This is a genomic window from Vibrio sp. 1S139, from assembly GCF_041439475.1.
GTDB classification, from domain to species: domain Bacteria; phylum Pseudomonadota; class Gammaproteobacteria; order Enterobacterales; family Vibrionaceae; genus Vibrio; species Vibrio crassostreae_C.
The window spans coordinates 18,343-36,575 of the sequence record NZ_JBGOOD010000005.1 but is presented as its reverse complement, the minus strand read 5'-3'; the positions used below and the strand labels follow the sequence as shown (position 1 = coordinate 36,575).

15 protein-coding genes are annotated in these 18,233 nt (G+C 46.0%); 14 read left to right on the top strand and 1 reads right to left on the bottom strand.

Features of this window, described 5'->3' with window-relative positions; all coding sequences use genetic code 11:
• Window positions 1-80 precede the first annotated feature (80 nt).
• Entirely contained in the window at window positions 81-2,642 is a 2,562-nt protein-coding gene (locus ACED46_RS03075) for a penicillin-binding protein 1A (RefSeq protein ID WP_371720876.1), read from the bottom strand.
• Window positions 2,643-2,793: 151 nt separating this feature from the next.
• Here ACED46_RS03075 and pilM point away from each other — a divergent pair, with 151 nt between their 5' ends.
• The 14 genes from pilM (at window position 2,794) to ACED46_RS03005 (ending at window position 18,197) form a co-directional block, all read left to right on the top strand.
• Window positions 2,794-3,819: a type IV pilus assembly protein PilM gene (gene pilM, locus ACED46_RS03070; protein ID WP_371720875.1), complete on the top strand. Its 1,026-nt coding sequence runs from the start codon at window positions 2,794-2,796 to the stop codon at window positions 3,817-3,819.
• Window positions 3,803-4,402, top strand: coding sequence for a PilN domain-containing protein (locus ACED46_RS03065; RefSeq protein ID WP_017061129.1), 600 nt, complete (start codon window positions 3,803-3,805; stop codon window positions 4,400-4,402). Before pilM ends, ACED46_RS03065 begins: the two co-directional genes overlap by 17 nt.
• The gene (locus tag ACED46_RS03060) at window positions 4,395-5,024 is read left to right on the top strand and encodes a type 4a pilus biogenesis protein PilO (protein ID WP_017061128.1); all 630 of its coding nucleotides are present in this window, start codon (window positions 4,395-4,397) and stop codon (window positions 5,022-5,024) included. Before ACED46_RS03065 ends, ACED46_RS03060 begins: the two co-directional genes overlap by 8 nt.
• Window positions 5,011-5,529 (top strand): pilus assembly protein PilP, encoded by a 519-nt coding sequence (locus tag ACED46_RS03055; protein WP_017063694.1) that lies wholly within the window; start codon window positions 5,011-5,013, stop codon window positions 5,527-5,529. The genes ACED46_RS03060 and ACED46_RS03055 overlap by 14 nt, the downstream gene beginning before the upstream one ends.
• 35 nt (window positions 5,530-5,564) lie before the next feature.
• Complete coding sequence (locus tag ACED46_RS03050) at window positions 5,565-7,283, top strand: type IV pilus secretin PilQ (protein ID WP_032545762.1); 1,719 nt, start codon at window positions 5,565-5,567, stop codon at window positions 7,281-7,283.
• Window positions 7,284-7,459: 176 nt separating this feature from the next.
• Window positions 7,460-7,978 (top strand): shikimate kinase AroK, encoded by a 519-nt coding sequence (gene aroK / locus ACED46_RS03045; protein WP_017061125.1) that lies wholly within the window; start codon window positions 7,460-7,462, stop codon window positions 7,976-7,978.
• Window positions 7,979-8,003: 25 nt separating this feature from the next.
• On the top strand, window positions 8,004-9,092 hold the full coding sequence (gene aroB, locus ACED46_RS03040) for a 3-dehydroquinate synthase (RefSeq protein ID WP_371720874.1): 1,089 nt from the start codon (window positions 8,004-8,006) through the stop codon (window positions 9,090-9,092).
• Window positions 9,093-9,171: 79 nt separating this feature from the next.
• Window positions 9,172-10,689: an AAA family ATPase gene (locus ACED46_RS03035; RefSeq protein WP_371720873.1), complete on the top strand. Its 1,518-nt coding sequence runs from the start codon at window positions 9,172-9,174 to the stop codon at window positions 10,687-10,689.
• A gap of 69 nt (window positions 10,690-10,758) precedes the next feature.
• Window positions 10,759-11,607, top strand: coding sequence for a Dam family site-specific DNA-(adenine-N6)-methyltransferase (locus tag ACED46_RS03030; RefSeq protein WP_017061122.1), 849 nt, complete (start codon window positions 10,759-10,761; stop codon window positions 11,605-11,607).
• A 200-nt stretch (window positions 11,608-11,807) separates the two neighbouring features.
• The gene (gene rpe, locus ACED46_RS03025; protein WP_010435263.1) at window positions 11,808-12,482 is read left to right on the top strand and encodes a ribulose-phosphate 3-epimerase; all 675 of its coding nucleotides are present in this window, start codon (window positions 11,808-11,810) and stop codon (window positions 12,480-12,482) included.
• A 102-nt stretch (window positions 12,483-12,584) separates the two neighbouring features.
• Window positions 12,585-13,271 (top strand): phosphoglycolate phosphatase, encoded by a 687-nt coding sequence (locus tag ACED46_RS03020; protein WP_017061120.1) that lies wholly within the window; start codon window positions 12,585-12,587, stop codon window positions 13,269-13,271.
• Window positions 13,272-13,421: 150 nt separating this feature from the next.
• Window positions 13,422-14,438 (top strand): tryptophan--tRNA ligase, encoded by a 1,017-nt coding sequence (gene trpS, locus ACED46_RS03015; protein WP_371720872.1) that lies wholly within the window; start codon window positions 13,422-13,424, stop codon window positions 14,436-14,438.
• 385 nt (window positions 14,439-14,823) lie between these two features.
• The gene (locus ACED46_RS03010) at window positions 14,824-17,418 is read left to right on the top strand and encodes an ExeM/NucH family extracellular endonuclease (protein WP_371720871.1); all 2,595 of its coding nucleotides are present in this window, start codon (window positions 14,824-14,826) and stop codon (window positions 17,416-17,418) included.
• A 200-nt stretch (window positions 17,419-17,618) separates the two neighbouring features.
• On the top strand, window positions 17,619-18,197 hold the full coding sequence (locus ACED46_RS03005; RefSeq protein ID WP_017068833.1) for an aminodeoxychorismate/anthranilate synthase component II: 579 nt from the start codon (window positions 17,619-17,621) through the stop codon (window positions 18,195-18,197).
• Window positions 18,198-18,233: the final 36 nt, after the last annotated feature.

Sequence of the window (18,233 nt, the reverse complement as noted above, 5' to 3'; positions counted from 1 at the left end):
ATAGATATAAAAAAAGGGTTGATATGAATGCATATCAACCCTTTTTGTTGGTTCATGTTACTAGGTTCTACAAACCTTAGTTAGAACAGTTCTTCTACTGCTTCACCTGATGAGGTTGAGTAGATGTCATCATTGAAACGTTCAGTGATGTACTCGGTTGGCTCTGTGCCTTTCTCGAAGTACTCGAACATTGATGAGCTATCGAACTTGTTGGTCAGTAAGCCAGTTTCACGGTCGATACGAACACGGACGATGTTCTCAGGAATCTCTTTACGCTCAGCAGGAACACCCGCTAACGCCGTACCCATGAAATCAACCCATGCAGGTTCTGCTGTTTTCGCGCCAGCTTCTGCACCCGTAATTTGGTTCTTACCAAGATTTGAGTTCGCTTTGGTTCTGCCTAGGTTGCGGTTGTGGTTATCAAAACCAACCCATACCGTTGCAACCATGCCAGGGCCGTAACCGCTGTACCAAGTATCTTTCGAATCGTTGGTGGTACCCGTTTTTCCGCCAATGTCACGACGCTTCAACGGCTGTGCACGCCAACCTGTACCGTTCCAACCCGTACCTGCGCTCCAATCACCGCCACCCCAGATGTTGCTGTACATCATTTCACGAACAAGGAATGCGTTCTGTTCAGAGATAACTTGAGGTGCGTATTGTACTTTGGCATCCACATCTTGCTCTGCAAACTCATCAGCCATTGGGTCTGAGGTCATTTGCTGTTGGCAATCGTCTTTACAAACCACTTTTGGTGTCGCTTCAAATTCAGTCTCACCAAATGGTGTCTCAATGCGGCTGATGTAGAAAGGTTCAACGTAGTAGCCGCCATTAGCGAATACTGAGTAACCTTGAGCTACTTTCATTGGCGTTAAGCTAACCGCACCCAGAGCAATGGTTTCAGAGCGCGGAACTTCATCAATATCAAAGCCAAATCGAGTTAGGTAGTTACGAGTATCATCTAGACCTACTTCGCGCAGTACACGTACCGCCATTACGTTTTTAGACTGAGCTAAGCCAATACGTAAACGAGTTGGACCCACGTAAGTCGGTGGCGAGTTCTTTGGTCGCCATGCGGTACCTTGGCTCTTATCCCATTGGTTAATCGGTGCATCGTTGATCAGTGAGGCTAGCGTTAAGCCTTTCTCAATCGCTGCTGAGTAGATAAAGGGTTTGATACCAGAACCCACCTGACGAATAGATTGCGTTGCACGGTTGAACTTGTTGTGGACAAAGTTAAAGCCACCGACCATCGACAATACCGCGCCGTTGTTCGGGTTCATTGCAACAAATGCTGTGTTCGCATTCGGTACTTGGCTTAGTCGCCATACAATCGGTGTTTCTGATTCTGCAGTCGCTGACTCTTCTGTCGGCTCTTCAGAGACTTCATCGCCGGTAACGGCTTCATGGCGAACCCAGATTTGTTCACCAACCGCCAGAATTTCTTTCGCTTGAGAAGGCGCTGGTCCTTGGCGGTTATCCGTTAGGAATTTACGCGCCCAGTTCATGCCTTGCCATTCGATAGTGCCTTCACCTTGGTTCTTAACCCAAATTTGAGCACTTTTCGAATCAACCGCGGTAACAACAGCAGGGACTAGGTCACCATAGGTTGGTTGAGACTTAAGGTGTTTAACGATTTGTTCTTGATCCCACGCTGATTGCGCAGTCTGCCACAATACTTTTTCAGCACCACGGTAGCCGTGGCGCTCATCGTAGCCAAGTAGGTTCTTAATTGCGGCTTGGTTCGCTGCTTTTTGCAGTTTCGAATCAACGGTCGTGTAGACCTTCATGCCTGATGTATAAGCTTCTTCACCATAGCGTTCCACCATCCAAGCACGTGCAACTTCAGCAACATATGGCGCGCTCAGTTCGATCTCTGCACCGTGGTATTTCGAGATAAGCTCTTCGCTACGAGCGTCATCGAACTCTGCTTGAGTGATGTATTTCTCGTCTAACATACGACGCAATACAACGTTACGACGGTTAGTCGCGCGCTCAACAGAGTAAATAGGGTTCATTGTCGAAGGTGCTTTTGGCATACCCGCAAGGGTCGCAATTTCACTCAGCGTGAGATCAGGAAGATCTTTACCGAAGTAAACACGTGCTGCCGCGCCAAAACCATACGAACGGTGACCAAGGAAGATCTTGTTGACGTAAAGCTCCATGATCTCTTCTTTACTAAGAAGTTGCTCAATGTGGATCGCAATGAAGATCTCTTTGATCTTACGCATAATCTTTTTCTCATTAGATAAGAAGAAGTTACGCGCAAGCTGCTGAGTAATGGTACTAGCACCTTGTTTGGCTGAACCCGACATTGCAACCACGAGTGCTGCACGTGTGATACCGATTGGGTCAATACCTGGGTGTTCATAGAAACGGCTATCTTCGGTGGCAATCAGAGCCTCAACTAAGTGGCGAGGAATCTCGTCATAAGTGACTGGATTACGACGCTTTTCACCAAATTGAGAGATCAGCTTACCGTCTTGACTGAAGACTTGCATCGGCGTTTGGAGTTCTACGTCGCGCAAAGTGGCAACATCAGGCAACTCTGGTTTTACGTAAAAATAAAACCCGAAAATTGTACTGACTCCAAGAATCATGCAAATCAATGTAAATATGAATAATCGCTTTATGAACTTCACCGGATAATCCCTGATTAGTTAAGGCTGATAAGCAGCAAACCCTTGTACTCTAGGCTAAAAACTTAGCTTTCGTTTATTAACGCTTATTTAACTAATAATCACAACCCCTAGATAATCAACGAAATGCTTGGCACTTCAGGAGCTAGGTCACATGGGTTCATCATTAATTACAGGTATAGATATAAATCATCACAGCATCAAAGCCGTGGTACTAAAACCCGTGGGGGAGTTGTATGCCCTAGTGGGATACAAAGAGCTGCCGATTTCGGACGACATTTTTACAGCTAACCATACTTTGGAGTATCAGAAAACTGTTAAGAAACTTAAAGAACTTAGGAAAGGACTGCCTTTTGGCTGTCGTAACGTCGCCATTTCGGTACCTGATAACACGGTGATCAGCAAAGTACTGCAAATAGAGAGTGAGTTAGAAGACAGAGAAAAAGAGTTTTCTATCTATCAAACCTTCGCCCATCAATCTCCCTTTCCTATCGAGGAGCTGAGTTTAGATTTTGTAAAGCTGGAAGACAAACGATTTGGTAAAGGTTCGACAAGCAGTTATCAGGTATACGCCACTCGTAAAGAAGTTGTGGATAGCCGAGCGGATGCATTAACCAAGGCTGGCTTCAAACCTGTGGTGGTGGATACACAGGCGCATGGGCTACTTAATATCTGGCAATTGGCCTCGCGCCTGTATCCCGATAAGAAAAACTGGTTGCTAGTGGATGTTGGAATCGACCAAACCTCGCTAGGGGTTATCCCGCAGAATTCGGCGCCTTTCTATAAAGACATCGCCTTTGGCACTCAAGATCTTCGCAGCTCAGATGACCCGAGTGATATCGAGAGCGTGTTCGGTACTATGGAAGAGACACATCAATTCATTGTTAACCTGATTGAGAAGCTCAAGCGTCAATTGCAGCTCTATTCATCGGGAAATGCGCAGCAACCTATCTCAGGGATTTGGTTGATGGGCGAGGGCGCCAGCATCCCTATGGTAACCGAAGAGCTAGAACGCCATTTTCAGTTGAGCTGCGAGTCATTGAATCCTTTGTCTTTATTTGAGAATAAGGTCGCCAAGAGACGCCGACTGCCGATTGACTGGCAACACTTTGGTATCGCGGCGGGTATGGCGCTGAGTGGGCTCAAGTGGCAGGGAGAGAAGCATGTTGCATCAAATTAACCTGCTGCCGTGGCGTGATGAGATTCGTGCTCAGCACAAGAAGCGTTTTATCCATCTGGTCATTCTTGGCGTCATCATTGCGCTTATAGGGCAATGGGCGGTTGGTCACTATTTTCACGATCAACAAGCCAAGCAGCAAGCTCGCCTCAATTACCTCAATCAGTACATTGCTGAGCTCGACCGACAAATTCAGTCGTTAAAAGTCGCAGAGCAAGAACACAAAGCCATTCTGACTCGACTTGATGTGGTTGAGTCGCTGCAGCTTGGCCGTAATAAGACCACCGACTTCATGAACTTGATGCCGGAGCTGATTCCAGAGGGTGTCTATGTCGACAAGATAAAGATGAATGGTCAGGAGATTGAAATGTCGGGCATCAGCGACAGCACTGCTCGTCTCGCCACCATGTTGGACAACCTCGAACGTTCAGATTCTTTGAAAGGGGTCGAGATGCACTCTATCGTTCATAACCGCAAGCGCTTCAATAAAGAGTTTCAGACCTTCAAGGTCTCTTTTGTGTTTAGTCCTGTGTCTTTAGAAAACACAACCGCGAGCAGAAAAGATAAGGGGGCGCATCATGGCTAACCTTCAAAATAGGATTAGTAGGCAAAACAGGATGAGCTTGCAAGATCTCGATGTTGATGAGATCACCGAATGGCCATTGTTGCCTCAGCTTCTCGTGATTCTGGTGTTGATGGTGTTAATCCAAGGTGTTGGCACTTGGCTGTATCTGCTGCCGCTCGACGAGGAACTGAAACAGATGAAGCAACAGGAGCAGACCTTAAAAACGACCTTGAGGATAAAGGCGAATAAGGTTGCAGCCTTGCCTAAGTTGCAGAGCCAGTTGGATGAGCTAACTAGTCGCTACGATTATCTATTAGAGCAGCTGCCCGTTCAAAAGGAGTTAGCGAGCATGTTGGCCTCCGTGAATGAGCTCGGCTTGGATAACTCGCTGACCTTCACACGAATCGATTGGGGGCAAAAGCAGAATAAGGAGTTTCTCTATCGATTGCCTCTCAATATAGAGCTGACAGGTGACTATCACGAGATTGGTGACTTCTCTGCTGCCATCGCCAAGCTGCCGCGTATTATTAGCTTTGATGATGTGAATTGGCAGCGAGTCAGTCAAGAAAGTAGCACGCTGCACTTTAGGGTTCGAGCTTATACCTACCAGTTTAAATCGGAGGTTAATGATGAAACCCAATAGCGCGTTTTACTCAATCGTATTGATGCTTGCGTTGTCAGGCTGCAAAGCTAATCAAGACTCACTGCAAGATTTTGTGGCGCAGGTTGAAGCCAAGGCGAGAAAAGATGTCGAGCAACTTGTCCCAGCAACTGAATTCACGGCGGCGACTTATCAGCGCCGATCTTTGCGTCCTCCCTTTGAACTGCCTAAAGAAGCCATTGTGCAAAACCAACCCTTGGTTAAGAAAGACTGTTGGCAACCCAGCGCCCGTTCTCGTAATGGCAAGTTAGAGAAGTACCCGCTGAGTAAGCTTCGTTTAAGAGGCGTGATGGGCAGTGGCTCAAGCGTGTTTGGCTTAGTGCAAACACCCAAAGGCAACGTGGTAAACGTCAAGAAAGGCCAGTTTATCGGCTTAAACAATGGCCGAGTTACTAAGGTGACGAGCCAATACGTTCAGATTAATGAAACTCTTCCAGATGGCTTAGGTTGTTGGCATAAGCGCAACGTTAGGCTGGCTCTGAAGTAAACCAATGTCACATGATGTGGATATGAGATGTAAATATGATTAAAGGAATAAGTGGATTAGTGAGCAAGGCTCTACAAGGTTTTGCTGTGTCTGTGATGTTGGTTGTTAGCGTGCTCAGCCATGCCGAGAGCTTACCGAACAAATTGGAGAATATTGATTTTAGGGTCAATAAGGATAAAGACGCCGTCATCATTATTGAGCTGGCGACCAGCACAGCAGTGGTGGATGTTCAACGAGCTCAGGAAGGGTTAAGTATCGAGCTAATCAATACTCAAGTTGATGATGACAAGCTCTACCTGCTGGATGTGAAGGATTTCGCTACCTTGGTTGAAGGCATTGAAGTCTATAAAGAGACACCAAGCACTCGGCTTCTAGCGACGATTAGCAATGACTATCAGTATGAATACAACCTAAAGGGGCGCTTTATTGAGGTGGTGATCAGCAAACCGGTGCTCGATGAAGCGACCAAAGAAAAAAGCGTTCTAGAGAAAGAGGGCAAGCTGATATCGATTAACTTCCAGGATATCCCGGTACGAAATGTCCTGCAACTGATTGCCGATTACAACGACTTCAATCTCGTGGTGTCTGATTCGGTAGCCGGAAACCTGACGTTACGCTTAGATGGCGTACCTTGGCAGCAAGTTCTCGACATTATCTTGCAAGTTAAAGGCTTGGATAAGCGTGTTGATGGCAATGTTATCTTGGTCGCGCCGAAAGCGGAGCTCGACCTTCGAGAGCAACAAGCGTTAGAGAAATCGCGCTTAGAAGAGGAGTTAGGGGAGCTTAAATCGGAAATCATCAAGATTAACTTTGCTAAAGCCACCGATATCGCTGACATGATTGGAGGTGAAGGTGCGGTCAGCATGTTGTCCGATCGTGGTTCGATTACCATTGATGAGCGCACCAACTCACTGCTCATTCGTGAATTGGAAGAAAACATTGCCGTGATCCGAGGCATCATTGAATCGTTAGACATTCCCGTGAAGCAGGTACAGATAGAGGCACGTATTGTCACGGTTACTGAGGGTAATCTTGATGAGCTTGGCGTGCGCTGGGGCGTTTCCTCAACCAACGGAAGCTTCACCGTTGGTGGCTCAATCGAAGGTAACCACCCATCAGCGATTACGCCGTATGACGACGATAGCGGCAGCAGCGTGATTGATGACTATCTCAACGTCAATTTAGGGGCAACATCGCCGAACGCCTCGAGTATTGCGTTTCAGGTGGCCAAACTGGGTTCAGATACCTTACTCGATCTTGAACTGTCGGCACTGCAACAAGAGTCAAAAGCTGAAATCATTTCTAGTCCACGCTTAATCACCACCAATAAAAAGCCGGCTTATATTGAGCAAGGTACTGAAATTCCTTACTTAGAGTCATCTTCAAGTGGCGCTACGTCGGTTGCATTTAAGAAAGCCGTGTTGAGTCTTAAGGTGACACCGCAGATCACGCCCGATAATCGTTTGGTATTGGATTTGAGCGTGACTCAAGATAGGCCAGGGCAAGTGGTAAAAACTGGAACCGGTGAAGCGGTCGCCATTGATACGCAAAGAATAGGTACGCAAGTGCTTGTTAATAATGGTGAAACTGTCGTGCTTGGCGGGATATTTCAGCACAGCGTGAGCAGTACAGTGGATAAAGTTCCTCTGTTGGGGGACCTGCCAGTTTTGGGCGCATTGTTCCGTCGCAGCTATGAAAATGTGGGTAAAAGTGAACTACTTATTTTTGTCACACCCAAAGTTGTGATTCAGTAATGAACAATTAGATTAAAAATAAAGTTGCATTAGTGGCACCTAACCTTGATAATTTCGGGTCTTATCACGAATTATCTGTGAGGAATCGGTGCCACGGGCCTTTTAATTTCAGTACTTGTACTGACCTACCTTGTGGCGATGTCATTGAATTAACGTTGTAAATTACTGCTAAAAACATGGCTGAGAAACGCAATATTTTTCTTGTTGGCCCAATGGGCGCCGGCAAAAGTACAATTGGTAGACACCTAGCTTCCCAACTTCATATGGAGTTTCTAGACTCTGACACTGTGATCGAAGAGCGCACTGGCGCAGACATCGCATGGGTTTTTGATGTTGAGGGCGAAGAAGGTTTCCGTAAGCGCGAAGAATCTGTAATCAATGATCTGACAGAAGAACAAGGTATTGTTCTTGCGACAGGTGGTGGTTCAGTGTTGAGCAAAGAAAACCGTAACCGTCTATCTGCACGAGGCATTGTTGTATACCTAGAGACAACAATTGAAAAGCAACTTGCTCGCACTAACCGCGACAAGAAACGCCCTCTACTTCAAACAGACAACCCGCGTGATGTGCTAGAAGATCTAGCTGTATCTCGCAACGCACTATACGAAGAAGTGGCGGACTACACAGTTCGTACTGACGACCAAAGTGCAAAAGTGGTAGCCAACCAGATCGTAAAAATGCTAGAAGAACGTTAAGTTCATTTTTTCGGAGAGCAAACCCATGGAACGGATTACGGTCAATCTAGCTGAGCGTAGCTACCCTATCTCTATTGGCGCCGGGTTATTTGAAGACCCGGCGTACCTTTCTTTTTTATCAGGTAAGCAGAAAGTTGTTGTTATCAGTAATGTGACAGTAGCGCCTCTTTATGCTGATAAAATTTTATCGCTATTGGATCAAGTCGGCTGTCAGACATCTCTTCTCGAGCTGCCAGACGGTGAACAGTACAAAACCCTTGAAACGTTCAATTCAGTGATGAGCTACATGCTTGAAGGAAATTACAGCCGCGATGTGGTGGTGATTGCTTTAGGAGGTGGTGTTATCGGTGACTTGGTCGGTTTTGCTGCCTCTTGTTACCAGCGCGGTATTGATTTCATTCAAATCCCGACGACCCTTCTTTCTCAAGTGGACTCTTCTGTTGGTGGTAAAACCGCAGTAAACCATCCTCTTGGTAAGAATATGATCGGCGCTTTTTACCAACCGAAATCTGTGATCATCGATACCAACTGTTTATCAACGCTTCCAGAGCGTGAGTTTGCAGCGGGCATTGCTGAGGTGATCAAATACGGCATCATTTACGATGAAGCCTTCTTTGATTGGTTGGAGCAGAATCTAGAGAAACTTTATCAACTTGATGAAGAAGCACTGATTACCGCGATTGCTCGTTGTTGTGCAATTAAGGCTGAAGTGGTGGCTCTAGATGAAAAAGAGTCAGGAATCAGAGCGTTATTGAACCTAGGTCATACATTTGGTCATGCGATTGAAGCAGAACTAGGCTATGGTAATTGGCTACATGGTGAAGCTGTGTCGTCAGGCACTGTAATGGCAGCTAAAACAGCTCAATTACAGGGACTGATCTCTCAGCAGCAACTTGAGCGAATTATTTCTATACTCAAGAATGCGAAACTACCAATCCATACGCCAGAAAGCATGTCTTTTGAATACTTTATGAAGCACATGATGCGCGATAAAAAAGTGCTGTCTGGTCAGTTGCGTTTGGTATTACCAACAAGTATTGGTACTGCTGAAGTGGTTGCTGATGTGCCTCAAGACATCATTAAACAAGCGATCGATTTCTGCCGTACTCTTTAAATTTGGTTGTGAGGTTGCCTAGCTAAACTCTAGGCAACTGAAGCGTTTTACTGATCGATCTTATCAGTAGGGATCCCCAATGAGTTTGGCTCATGAATTAAGAGTATTAGAGTTAGAATCTCAAGTTGAGCTGCTAGAGCGCTTACAGCTTTTGACTAACTTTGGTTCAAACCTTGTGACGGTGGCGGGCAAAGCTGGCTCTGGCCGATCTTGGTTGGCTCAGCGTTATCTTGAAGCATGGTCGACAGAAAAAAATCAGTGTTTACTGCTTTGTCATCCAAGCCAAGACGATCAACAACGCCGTGCGCTCATTCTTAGCCAAATTGTTTCTGATCCCCTGTTTAATCAACATGATTCTTTATCGGATAGCCTAACAAGGTTACTGGATGGAGAACCGTGTAATGTGGTTATCGTCGTTGATGATGCCCAACGACTTTCTGAGCTATTGGTATCCGAATTATGGATGTTGGTACTGGAAGCTCAATCAAACCCTCAATGGACGATCAATATCGTTCTCTTCTCGGAACCTGGCCACTTAGATACGTTATTAACGCGTTTGAGCTACGGTCAACAACACAAACCTATCGATCTTGAGATCGATGACCTTTCGCAACCAGAAGCTGAACATTTCTTTGAATCACTGGTGATTCGATATGTTGATGATGAGTCTGAAACTTGCGTGCGACGTGCGTTTAATAAAGCGCAACCTCTGCCCGGTGAGTTAATGGCTTTAGGAGAATTGAAAGTGGAAAAAAGGATTATTATTCGCTCAATTATTGGCTCACCCATCAATATCGCGATTGTGGTGACCTTGCTGTTGATTTTAATTGGTGGTGGTTATTGGTGGATGTTCAGTCAACCAACCCCTGACGATAAAGCGCAATCTCTTATCGCTCCGATTGAACAGACAGCTATCCCAACTTTTGAAGTGGAAAGTGGTACCGAGCAAGCTGGAATCGACGGAATGGACGATTCTGAAGCCGAAGCTGACATGAGTTATCAAGGTGCTGATGACGACAGCTCATCTTTGCCACCGACTGTCGTTGAAGATACCGCGAGTGTTGGAGAAGTCGAACAAGATCAGCAGCGTGTCGTAATCACCTCTGATGTGGTTGATGCCTTGCTTGATGATAAACCTGAAAGTGCCGATACCAGTGCGATTGATGCTGCTGTTGAAGAAAACACAGGTGCCGCGGTGAGTTCGCAATCAGATGCAGACAAAGTGGAGTCACAACCTTCAGCCGATGAAGCAACAGACCTAACACAGTCCACGCCACCGACTAAGAAAATTACATTCTCATTTTCTCGCGAAGAGTTACAAGCTATCTCTCCGCGAGCTTATACTTTGCAGTTGAGTGCGATGACCTCATTGGACGACGTACAGTCTTTCATTGAAGAGTATGACCTTGAGAACAAGGTTCGTATTTACCCAACACTTCGCAACGACACCAAGTGGTTTATTATCACTTATCAAGATTACCCAACGATTCAAGTGGCGAGAGACGCGGTAAGTGCGTTATCAAAACCCCTTCAACAGTTGGAACCTTGGGCAAAATCGATGAATCAAGTGCATCGAGAGATAGAACGTGCGAAATAACCCTGAGCTTAGCCTCAAAATATGTTACATTCCGCAGCCTTATTTTTGAGTTGATAGATAGAGCAGTAAATGAAAAAGCAGCGTGCCTTTCTAAAATGGGCTGGTGGTAAATATGGCCTAGTTGAAGACATCCAACGTCACCTGCCACCTGCTCGTAAATTGGTAGAACCGTTTGTCGGTGCCGGCTCAGTATTTCTGAATACTGACTTTGAACAGTACCTGCTTGCAGATATCAATCCCGATCTTATCAACCTGTACAACCTGCTTAAAACCGATCCTGAAACTTATATCACGGAAGCGAAGCGCTGGTTCTGTCCTGAGAACAACCGTAAAGAAGCCTTCTTAGATATTCGCGCTGAGTTCAATGGTACAGATAACGTCATGTATCGTTCATTGGCTTTCTTGTATATGAACCGATTTGGCTTCAATGGCCTATGTCGTTACAACAAGAAGGGCGGTTTTAACGTTCCATTTGGTTCTTATAAAAAACCTTACTTCCCAGAAGCTGAGCTGGAATTTTTTGCCGAGAAAGCGAAAAAAGCCACCTTCGTCTGTGAGGGATACCATGAAACCTTTAGCCGCGCGCGCAAAGGCTGTGTGGTTTACTGCGATCCTCCATACGCACCACTGTCGAACACGGCAAACTTTACCTCTTACGCAGGTAATGGCTTTAGCTTAGATGACCAAGCTGCACTGGCGGATGTTGCTGAAAAAGCAGCGATGGAACGAGGCATCCCTGTCTTGATCTCAAACCATGACACCACCTTAACGCGCCGTTTATACCATGGTGCAGAACTGAACGTGGTCAAGGTTAAGCGCACCATTAGCCGTAATGGCGCAGGGCGCAATAAAGTCGATGAGTTACTGGCACTTTTTCATAAAGAGAAAAACCAGCAACACGCTTCAGAAGAATTGTAGCGGCCAGCATAACCCTCGAACTCATTAAATTGAGTGACCAACGGGTACTTTCATAAACTAATCTTTCGAACTGCTAGGATCTGCTTAGTTGCTTAGGTAGAATTGCACACCAAATAGTCTTGGAATTGAGTCTTGTATTTGTATATGAGATGTCACAAGGCGGTGATATTCGCAATTTACTCACTCTTAAGAGGTTTGGTATGAAAGATTTTCTAATCGCTCCATCGATTTTGTCTGCAGATTTTGCTCGTCTTGGTGAAGACGTAGAAAAAGTACTCGCAGCTGGTGCTGATGTTGTGCACTTCGATGTGATGGACAACCACTACGTACCTAACCTGACTTTTGGCGCGCCTATCTGTAAAGCGCTGCGCGACTACGGTATTACGGCTCCTATCGATGTTCACCTTATGGTTAAGCCAGTAGACAGCATCGTGCCTGAGTTTGCTAAAGCCGGCGCATCAATGATTACCTTCCACGTTGAAGCTTCAGAGCACATCGATCGCACTCTACAGCTAATCAAAGAGCACGGCTGTAAAGCGGGTGTGGTTCTTAACCCTGCAACGCCGCTTTCTTGCTTAGATTACATCCTAGACAAAGTAGACATGATTCTACTGATGTCTGTGAACCCAGGCTTCGGCGGTCAATCTTTCATTCCTCACACGCTAGATAAACTACGTGCTGTTCGTAAGCTGATTGATGAGTCAGGCCGTGACATTCGCCTTGAGATTGATGGCGGCGTGAAGGTTGATAACATCCGTGAAATCGCAGAAGCGGGCGCAGATATGTTCGTTGCGGGTTCAGCTATCTTCAATCAACCGGATTACAAAGAAGTGATTGATGAGATGCGTGCAGAGCTTGCAAAAGTAAACGCATAATCGTAAAACTACAGATAGATTGAATATTAAGGGGCTAATTTGCCCCTTTTTTACGTCTTATCGCTCAACTCATAAGACGAATATAATAAATAGGAAAGTAAGATGTCATTAAGCTCAATAAAACTGATCGCCTTTGATTTGGATGGAACCTTGTTAGACAGCGTGCCTGATTTGGCCGTTGCTGCTGACCAAGCTTGTCAGGAGTTGGGCTTCCCTTCAGTGAGCGAAGAACAAGTTCGCGACTACGTAGGTAATGGTGCTGATGTTCTTATCGGACGTTCACTCAGCCGCAACCTGACGGTTGACCCAAGCCTTGAGCCAGAGCTCCTGAAAAAAGCGCGCATCCTGTTTGATGATTTCTATGAGCAGGGCGGTCACAAGCTAAGTCACCTTTACCCATCGGTTAAAGAGACGCTGGCTGAGCTGGATAAAGCCGGCTTCACTATGGCGCTGGTTACCAACAAGCCATCGAAGTTTGTACCAGACGTACTGGCGCAACACGGTATTGATAAGTACTTTGTTGATGTGTTGGGTGGCGACTCTTTCCCAGAGAAAAAACCGAACCCAGTCGCTCTGAACTGGTTGCTAGAAAAGCACAATGTAAAAGCGGAAGAGATGTTGATGGTTGGCGATTCAAGCAACGACATTAAAGCGGCTAAGAATGCAGGTTGTCACTCGTTTGGTCTGACTTACGGTTATAACCACGGCGAGCCGATTTCAGCATCAAACCCTGACTATGTCGCGGATAACGTCGCGCAATTACTAGATGTCGTTCTAGTTTCAGCATAAAGCGGACAAAAGTTAGCTAACCTACTAGCAAAATACTTATCAATGAGTACACTGGATGAGCCGTACAGAAGAGCTGTGCGGCTTTTCTATATTTAAGTTAAGAAGCTAAGCGTTCAATAAACTTAGCGAATAAGCAAAGGAATTAAAACCATGAGCAAGCCCATCGTATTGAGTGGTGTTCAACCATCTGGTGAACTAAGTATCGGTAACTACTTGGGTGCTCTACGTCAATGGCAACAGATGCAAGATGATTACGATTGCCAATACTGTGTTGTAGACCTTCACGCAATTACGGTTCGCCAAGATCCGAAAGCACTGCATGAAGCGACTCTAGACGCACTAGCAATCTGTCTTGCTGTCGGTGTTGATCCAAAGAAGAGCACGCTATTTGTTCAGTCACACGTACCAGAGCATACTCAACTTGGTTGGCTTCTTAACTGTTACACACAAATGGGTGAACTGAGCCGTATGACTCAGTTTAAAGATAAGTCTGCACGTCACTCAAACGACGTAAACGTAGGCCTATACGACTACCCAGTGTTGATGGCTGCAGACATCCTGCTTTACGGTGCTCACCAAGTACCTGTAGGTAGCGACCAGAAACAACACCTAGAGCTAGCGCGTGATATCGCAACTCGCTTCAACAACATCTACGGTCCTGAAACGCCAATCTTCCAAGTACCAGAACCTTACATTCCAACAGTGAATGCACGTGTAATGAGCCTGCAAGATGCGACGAAGAAGATGTCTAAGTCAGACGACAACCGTAAGAACGTGATTACTTTGCTAGAAGAACCTAAGTCGATCATCAAGAAGATCAACAAAGCGCAAACCGATGCAGAAACACCACCACGCATTGCTCACGATTGGGAAAACAAAGCGGGTATCTCTAACCTAATGGGTCTGTACTCTGCAGCGACAGGTAAAACGTTCGAAGAGATCGAAGCGCAGTACCAAGGCGTTGAAATGTACGGTCCGTTCAAGAAAGACGTAGGCGCAGCATTGGTTGAGATGCTTGAGCCGATTCAAGCTGAATATCACCGTATCCGTGCTGACCGTGCCTACATGGACGCAGTAATGAAAGCCGGTGCTGAAAAAGCCTCTGAACGTGCTGCAGTGACACTGAAAAAAGCATACGAAGCAGTAGGTTTTGTTACTCGCCCATAGGGTGAACTAACACAACTCGCTTGAGAATTTGAGCCCAAAGTAGCTGTTGTTTACTTTGGGCTTTTTCATGCCCATTCCATTTGCCTTCCTCGAAACCCCCTTGTTTGAATTGATAATTTACCCAGTATTTAGCTAGCATATCCATCGCTGTAATGCTGTGCAGATGATCTTATTTGGTACCCTCAAGCTTTATAAAATCACACTCGTTTCTATATATGTTGGAAATATATAACGTGCCAAACAATTGATGATTCCAAAGTGATAAGTTCCTCATTTTCTTGCCAACTGACTTATTCCTTTCATAAATAAACCTGATAGTTACCACAAAATACATGACTGCCCATAGATGGCAGTGACTATAACTCGATGAACTCAGGTGAAACGGATGGCTCTTTTACACAAACCTTCATTGCTAGCAGTGGCAATTGGTAGCTTGTTAACTACAAGCGCACACGCTGATTTGTTTATTTCACAATATGTGGAAGGCGGCAGCTATAACAAAGCGGTTGAGATTGCCAATAGTGGCGATAGCAGCATTAGTTTAGATGGTTACTCATTGGCGAAATCTGCCAATGGCAACGGATCATGGGGTGCCACTTTACCTTTAGATGGACACGTTTTAGCACCCGGTGAAGTACTCGTGGTCGCACATTCTAGTGCGAGTGATGAGATTAAAGCTCAAGCTGACATCATTAATGCCTCTATCGCCAATCATAATGGTGACGACCCGCTGGCTATCTTGAATTCAGACGGCTCGGTACATGATGTTGTTGGTTTGATGGGCGATGTGGACTGGGGCAAAGATGTTACTTTGGTTCGTGCGACACAAACACCTTCTGCGACGTTTGATGCTTCACAATGGGTATCGCTACCAAAAGACAGCATTGAAGGCCTAGGTTCACTAGACAGCGTTGAACTGCCAGAAGCGTTCACTTGTACACAAGATGGCTCTGACCCAGTATTCACCACCATTCAAGAAATCCAAGGTGAGGGCGCTACATCGCCATTCATCGATGGCTACCCGTACATCACCGACGATGAATATTTCGTAAAAGGTGTGGTAAGTGCGGTAACAACAGGCCTAACTAAAGGCTTCTACCTGCAAGCACTTGAGGATGATTTCAACTCAAGCACTTCTGAGGGTCTATTTATTCATACCAACCAGTCGAGCTCAGAGCTAGTAGCCGGTGATGTAGTGTGTGTGAAAGGCAAGGTTCAAGAATACTACAGCCACACTCAGCTGAAAGTAGAAAACAACCAATGGCTAAAACAGGGCGAGCAGCAGGCACCTGAAGCGACGGCGATAGAAGTGCTAGACAGTGACGAGAACTTCGCTGCAACGCTTGAACGCTACGAAGGCATGTTGGTGAAAACAACCGAAGCGCTTGATATGCGTGTGACGCGTACCTTTGGTTATGACTACGCAGGTCGTCGTAACAACATGGTACTGGCGCATGAGCGTATTAACATGCAGCCGAACCAGCTTTTCGCCGCGGGATCTGACGAAGCGAAGCAGCAAACTGAAGACAACGCAGACCGCCGTCTTTTCGTTGAAACCGATCAAAAAGCGGCTGATGGACAAGTCCCTTTCTACCCAGATTTTGGCCGCACTGATATCGACCAAGATGGTTCAACAGAAGATTACATCCGCATTGATGACACCATTGTTGACCTAGAAGGCGTGCTGACTTACAGCTACGGTGAGTACCGTTTAATTGCGACTAACCAGATCTCGGCTGAAAACTATGTGCGTAACGATCCGCGTACCGACAAACCAGACATGGATGAAGGCGACCTACGTATTGCGACCTTCAACGTATTGAACTACTTCAACTCTCCATTTGGTGGCGACGCGAATCAGCACGGTAATAACCGTGGCGCGAACACCATCACTGAGTTTGAGATGCAGCAAGAGAAGATTGTGAACGCGATTCTTCGCTTAGATGCAGACATCATTGGCTTGATGGAAATTGAGAACAATGGCTTTGGTGAAGGCTCTGCCATTCAGCAACTTGTAAACCAACTGAATGATCGCATTGAGCGTAAGAAAGACCGTTATACCTTTGTGGCTGTCGACTCGAACGAAGACGGCGTAACCGACGAGATGGACTCTATTGGTACTGACGTTATCACAACGGGAGTTATCTACCGTAAGAAGGTGGTTAAGCTTAAAGACAGCCGTGTTATCGCGATGCCAAGCCAACAAGCACCAGAGGTGTTAGACGATTCAGGCAAGGTGATTGAAGACGGTAAGAACTACCAACGTGACTCATTGGCGCCAACCTTTAAAGTTAAAGGCACCAAAGAGAAACTCACCGTAGCGATCAACCACTTTAAATCGAAAGGCTCTAAGTGTTGGGAAGATGCTGCTCCGATTGAGCAGGGCGGCCAAGGCGGCGTTGATGCCGATAAGCAAGGTTCATGTGAGAACTTCCGTGTTGCTGCGGCGGTTGCATTAGGTGAAGCGCTAGACGGCATCAAAGGCCATAAAGTGATTCTGGGTGATATGAACTCGTACGGCATGGAAGATCCAATGCTGGTGCTAACCGATTACTCGGAAGAGAAATACGGCAAGCAGATCAAAGCAGCTCGTAATATCTACATTGATGGTGTTGAGCAGTTTGGTGATAGCGGTGCGGTGATTACGAAGAACTACGGTTATATCAATGCTGTGGCTCAAAAGCACCCAGACAGCTGGAGCTACTCATACAATGATGAAGTTGGCGCTCTAGACCACCTGCTGATCAGCGAAAGCCTGAAAGATAGGGTTGTCGATGCTACCGATTGGCACATCAATGGTGGTGAGTCGACGTTGTTTGACTACAACGAAGAGTACAAAGGTGACCTACCTAAGTACCAAGATCACTTCCGTTCATCGGATCATGATCCTGCCGTTCTTGAGCTAAGAGTAGGCGGTTCATTTGGCTTCGGTGCTCTTATGTCACTATTTGGCTTAGCAATGTGGCGTCGTCGCAAGTAGCTCAATCACAAATAGATTGGCTTGCTATACAAGCAGGCCAATTCAGATAACTTAAGGCTATCTGTAAACAATTAAGGTCAACTTAGGTTGGCCTTAATTATTGGCGAAATGCAGTTTCCACTTGCCTTTCGCCATGGGTATTGCACAATACCGCCCCTATATCTCCCAATCATTTAGTATTTAGCAAACGATTTCGACCCATGTTACTTATCATCGATAACTACGACTCTTTTACCTATAACTTGTATCAGTATTTCTGTGAGTTAGGGGTCACTGTAAAAGTTGTTCGCAACGATGAGATTGATATTGCGGGTATTGAATCGCTGAATCCTAGCCATCTTGTTATCTCGCCAGGTCCTTGTACGCCTGATGATGCGGGAATCTCTCTACAAGTCATTGAACACTTCGTGGGTAAACTGCCGATCTTAGGTGTGTGTCTTGGTCATCAAGCCATTGCTCAAGTGTTTGGTGGTGAAGTAGTGCGAGCCAGACAAGTGATGCACGGTAAAACCTCTCCGATCCGCCACAACGGTAAGAGTGTTTTTCAAGGTCTCAATAACCCTCTGACTGTGACTCGTTACCACTCTTTAGTGGTGAAAAACGGCACATTACCAGACTGTTTTGAGCTGACGTCTTGGACGGAATTTGAAGATGGTAGCATGGATGAGATCATGGGTTATCAACACAAAACCTTGCCGATTGATGCCGTCCAATTTCACCCTGAATCGATTAAAACAGAGCAAGGACACCAGCTTCTCGCTAACTTCCTAGCACGCTGAGTGTTTAAATTTGACTCTTTCTCCGTCTAAATAAGC

Bases quoted from the DNA above. Each gene is read 5' to 3' on its own strand.
- pilM (WP_371720875.1), top strand. From the start codon at position 2,794: ATGGGTTCATCATTAATTACAGGTATAGATATAAATCATCACAGCATC.
- ACED46_RS03065 (WP_017061129.1), top strand. From the start codon at position 3,803: ATGTTGCATCAAATTAACCTGCTGCCGTGGCGTGATGAGATTCGTGCT.
- ACED46_RS03060 (WP_017061128.1), top strand. From the start codon at position 4,395: ATGGCTAACCTTCAAAATAGGATTAGTAGGCAAAACAGGATGAGCTTG.
- ACED46_RS03055 (WP_017063694.1), top strand. From the start codon at position 5,011: ATGAAACCCAATAGCGCGTTTTACTCAATCGTATTGATGCTTGCGTTG.
- ACED46_RS03050 (WP_032545762.1), top strand. From the start codon at position 5,565: ATGATTAAAGGAATAAGTGGATTAGTGAGCAAGGCTCTACAAGGTTTT.
- aroK (WP_017061125.1), top strand. From the start codon at position 7,460: ATGGCTGAGAAACGCAATATTTTTCTTGTTGGCCCAATGGGCGCCGGC.
- aroB (WP_371720874.1), top strand. From the start codon at position 8,004: ATGGAACGGATTACGGTCAATCTAGCTGAGCGTAGCTACCCTATCTCT.
- ACED46_RS03035 (WP_371720873.1), top strand. From the start codon at position 9,172: ATGAGTTTGGCTCATGAATTAAGAGTATTAGAGTTAGAATCTCAAGTT.
- ACED46_RS03030 (WP_017061122.1), top strand. From the start codon at position 10,759: ATGAAAAAGCAGCGTGCCTTTCTAAAATGGGCTGGTGGTAAATATGGC.
- rpe (WP_010435263.1), top strand. From the start codon at position 11,808: ATGAAAGATTTTCTAATCGCTCCATCGATTTTGTCTGCAGATTTTGCT.
- ACED46_RS03020 (WP_017061120.1), top strand. From the start codon at position 12,585: ATGTCATTAAGCTCAATAAAACTGATCGCCTTTGATTTGGATGGAACC.
- trpS (WP_371720872.1), top strand. From the start codon at position 13,422: ATGAGCAAGCCCATCGTATTGAGTGGTGTTCAACCATCTGGTGAACTA.
- ACED46_RS03010 (WP_371720871.1), top strand. From the start codon at position 14,824: ATGGCTCTTTTACACAAACCTTCATTGCTAGCAGTGGCAATTGGTAGC.
- ACED46_RS03005 (WP_017068833.1), top strand. From the start codon at position 17,619: ATGTTACTTATCATCGATAACTACGACTCTTTTACCTATAACTTGTAT.